Genomic DNA, 4,016 nt, shown 5'->3' on the forward strand with positions numbered 1-4,016 from the left:
TCCCCCACCCAGGAGTCGCCATGAAAGACCTCACCGTTGTGAATCCCTCGCGCCGCGGCGTGCTGAAGGCGGCCGCCGTTGGCGCGGCGGCCATGGGCGCGCCCGCCGTGCTGCAGTTCGCCCGCGCGCAGTCGAAGCGGATCGTGGTGCGCGACGACGGCGGCGTGTACACCAAGGCCTATGGCGCCTGCTTCTACAAGCCCTTCACAGAGAAGACCGGCATCGAGGTCATCGGCGTGCAGGCCAACGCCGAGCCGATCGCGCAGATCAAGGGCATGGTCGACACCAAGAACTACACCTGGGACATGGCCAAGATCAGCCAGCCCGCGATCCTGCTGCTCACGCAGGGCGGCAAGGTCTACCTGGAGAAGCACGGCCTCGAGAACGACCCCAACGTCAAGACCATCCCGGCGGCCTTCATGTCGCCCTACGGCGTGGCCACCAATGTGTACAGCACGGTGCTGGCCTACCGCACCGACGCCTTCAAGGGCCGCAAGCCGCCCAACTCCTGGGCCGACTTCTGGAACGTGAAGGACTTTGCCGGCCGGCGCTCGCTGCGCAAGCACCCCTTCGACACCATCGAGGAATCGCTGATGGCCTCGGGCGTGCCCACCTCGTCGCTGTACCCGCTGGACGTCGACCGGTCGTTGGCCCACCTCGACAAGATCAAGCCCAGCATCGACGTGTGGTGGAACTCCGGCGCCCAGGTGACGCAGATGCTCACCTCCGGCGAGGTGGACATGGTGGCCACCTGGGTCTCGCGGCCGCAGAACGCGATGATCGACGGCGCCCCCGTGGCCATCGTCTGGAACCAGAACCTCTGGGGCGTGGACAACTGGTCCATCCTGGCCGGCGGGCCCAACGTTGAGGCCTGCCGCGAGTTCATCAAGTTCGCCTCCGACATCAAGCGCATGGCCCAGCAGACCGACTACTACCCCGCCGGCGTCACCCAGCCCGAGGCCTTCAAGTACATCAAACCCGAGATCGCGAAGAACTGCCCGACGCACCCCGACAACATCCGCAACGGCGTGCAGATCAACGCGAAGTACTGGCTCGAGAACCAGGCCGCGGTGACCGAACGCTTCAACGGCTGGGTTCTGAAGTAAGCGTCCTGCAGGCCGCACCCGCGATGGCATCTCCCAAGCTGACGATCTCCGGCCTGTGCAAGCGCTACGGCGAGTTCGTGGCGCTGGCACCCACCGACCTGGAGGTGGCCGAGGGCGAGTTCCTCACGCTGCTGGGGCCCTCGGGCTCGGGCAAGACGACCCTGCTCAACCTGATCGCCGGCCTGGCCCTGCCCGACGAGGGCCGGCTGCTGATCAACGGCGCGGACGCCACCCATGTGCCGCCCTACGAGCGCGACATCGGCATGGTGTTCCAGAACTACGCGCTGTTCCCGCACATGACGATCGAGGAGAACATCGCCTTCCCGCTGAAGATGCGCAAGGTGGACACCGCCAGCGCACGCGCCCGTGCGGCCGAGGCGCTGCAGATGGTGCGGCTGCCGCAGGTGGCCAAGCGCTTTCCGCGCGAGCTGTCGGGCGGGCAGCAGCAGCGCATCGCGCTGGCGCGTTGCCTGGTGTACCGCCCGTCGATCATCCTGATGGACGAGCCGCTGGGCGCGCTGGACAAGAAACTGCGCGACCAGATGCAGCTGGAGATCAAGCGCATCCACCGCGAGCTGGGCACCACCGTGGTCTACGTGACGCACGACCAGGAAGAGGCGATGACCATGTCCGACCGCATTTGCCTGATGGACGGCGGCCGCATCGCACAGCTGGGCACGCCGTCCGACCTGTACTTCCGCCCGCGCAGCCTGTTCGTCGCCGACTTCCTGGGCGAGTCGAACCTGTTCCCGGGCGTGGTGGCCGCGGTCGACGGCGACACGGTGCAGGTGGACCTGGCGCACGGCCCCACGCGCGTCGGCGCCCAGGGGCATGGCCAGGCCTTCGCGCCCGGCCACAGGGTGCGCGTGATGGTGCGGCCACAGAACCTGTCGCTGCAGCCCGGCGCCGCCGGCGGCCTGCGCGCCACGGTGCTCGACAGCATGATCACCGGCAGCCTGACCAAGCTGTACCTGTCCTCCACCGGCCCGGCGGCCCAGCCCATCGTGCTGTCGTTTCCCACGGCCTGGCCGGCCGACCGCCACGAGGCGGGCCAGGAGGTGTCGCTGTACTGGCAGCCGGCCGACGCCGTGGCGGTGCCCGAGTAGCCGATGCGCCGCACCGCGACCACCGGCACCACCCCCAGTCCCCGGCTGCGCGCGGCGCTGCTGGGCGCCCCGCTGGTGCTGCTGTTCCTGGTGCTGCTGGTCTACCCGGTGGGGCAGTTGCTGCTGCTCAGCGTGTACAGCGACGGCGCCTTCACGCTGTCGCACTATCGGCAGCTGTTCGCCTCGTCGGTGTACGCCAACGTGATGCTGATCACGCTGAAGATCTCGCTGTGGACCACCGTGTTCGCGGTGATCGCCGGCTACCCGGTGGCCTACCTGATCTCGTCGCTGCCGCGCGAGCGCAAGACCGCGTGGGTGTTCTGGGTGCTGCTGTCGTTCTGGACCAGCTTCCTGGTGCGGGCCTTCGCCTGGATCGTGATGCTGGGCCGCAACGGCGTGGTCAACCAGCTGCTGACCGCCACCGGCCTGCAGGACACGCCGTCCAACCTGCTGTACAGCCTGGGCGCGGTGCTGATCGGCATGGTGCACGCGCTGACGCCACTGGCCGTGCTGACCATGCTGTCGGTGATGGAGAACATCGACCGCAACCTGCCGCGCGCCGCGGCGACGCTGGGCGCGCGGCCTGGCACCGCCTTCTGGCGGGTGTACTTTCCGCTGTCGATGCCCGGCGTGGCCGCCGGCGCCATCATGGTCTTCGTCACCGCCATCGGCTTCTTCATCGTGCCCGCGCTGCTGGGCGGCCGGCGCGAGATCATGATCACCCAGCTGATCATCGAGCAGGTGCAGCAGACCATGAACTGGGGCTTCGCCGGCGCCATCTCGGTGCTGCTGCTGCTGGTGGTGCTGGTGGTGTTCGCGGCCTACGACAAGCTGCTCGGGCTGTCGACGATGACGGGCGCCTCGTCCGATCGCGGCCAGGCCACCGGGCGCCGGGACGGCCCGATGCACCGGGCCGGCGACGCCCTCCTGGGCGGCCTGGGCACCGCCACCGACGCACTGCTGGCGCTGATGCCCCGCACACGCCGCCCGGCACAGCCCGGCTCGTCGTGGCCGCTGCGCGGCATCGTGCTGCTGGTGCTGTTCTTCCTCAGCGTGCCGGCCCTGCTGATGGTGCCGCTGTCGTTCGCCGGCAAGTCGGGCCTGAACTGGCCGCCCAGCGGCTTCTCGCTGCGCTTCTACGAGGAACTGGTCGCCTCGCCGCTGTGGACGCAGGCGGCGTTGCGCTCGCTGGGCGTGGGCCTGGCCACGGCCGTGCTGGCCATGCTGATCGGCACGCCCGCGGCCTTCATGCTGGCGCGCACGCAGATGCGCGGCAAGTCGCTGATGCTGGCCTTCGTGCTGTCGCCGATCATGATCCCGCGGATGATCATCGCGGTGGGCCTGTTCTACATGTTTTCACGCGTGGGCCTGGTCGGCACCTCGCTGGGGCTGGTGCTGGGCCACACGGTGATCGCGGTGCCCTACGTGGTCATGACCATGATGGCCGTGCTGCGCCACTACGACACGCGGCTCGACCTGGCCGCGCAGAGCCTGGGCGCCAGCCCCTGGCAGACGCTGCGCTTCGTCACCTTCCCGATCCTTGCAGCAGGGCTGATGTCGTCGTTCCTGTTCGCCTTCGCCACCTCGTTCGACGAGCTGACCATCGCGCTGTTCACCACCGGCGGTCTGAGCTCGACCCTGCCCAAGCAGTTCTGGGACGAGGTGACGCTGCAGATCTCGCCCGTGATCGCCGCGGTGTCGACCTGCCTGTTCGCCTTCATCGCCGCGCTGATCTGGGTGGCCGACCTGCTGCGCCGGCGCAGCCTGTCCCGTTGATGCGCCCGCCGACGCCCCACCCATGACC

Annotated in this window: 3 protein-coding genes; all 3 read left to right on the forward strand. The window is 68.8% G+C overall.

All coding sequences use genetic code 11. The features are described 5' to 3' along the window. Positions 1-20: 20 nt before the first annotated feature. From EOINJALH_RS00285 to EOINJALH_RS00295, 3 genes are read left to right on the forward strand one after another with little or no spacing between them, the layout of a single operon-like run. Positions 21-1,106: an ABC transporter substrate-binding protein gene (locus EOINJALH_RS00285; protein ID WP_088278315.1), complete on the forward strand. Its 1,086-nt coding sequence runs from the start codon at positions 21-23 to the stop codon at positions 1,104-1,106. A gap of 23 nt (positions 1,107-1,129) precedes the next feature. Beyond that, positions 1,130-2,212 carry an ABC transporter ATP-binding protein gene (locus tag EOINJALH_RS00290; protein WP_088278316.1) on the forward strand — a complete coding sequence of 361 codons (1,083 nt, stop codon included), beginning with the start codon at positions 1,130-1,132 and terminating at the stop codon, positions 2,210-2,212. A 3-nt stretch (positions 2,213-2,215) separates the two neighbouring features. After that, positions 2,216-3,988, forward strand: coding sequence for an ABC transporter permease subunit (locus EOINJALH_RS00295; RefSeq protein WP_088278317.1), 1,773 nt, complete (start codon positions 2,216-2,218; stop codon positions 3,986-3,988). Positions 3,989-4,016: the final 28 nt, after the last annotated feature.

Origin of the sequence: Ideonella sp. A 288 (assembly GCF_002198735.1) — a bacterium.
Lineage (GTDB): Bacteria > Pseudomonadota > Gammaproteobacteria > Burkholderiales > Burkholderiaceae_C > Pseudaquabacterium.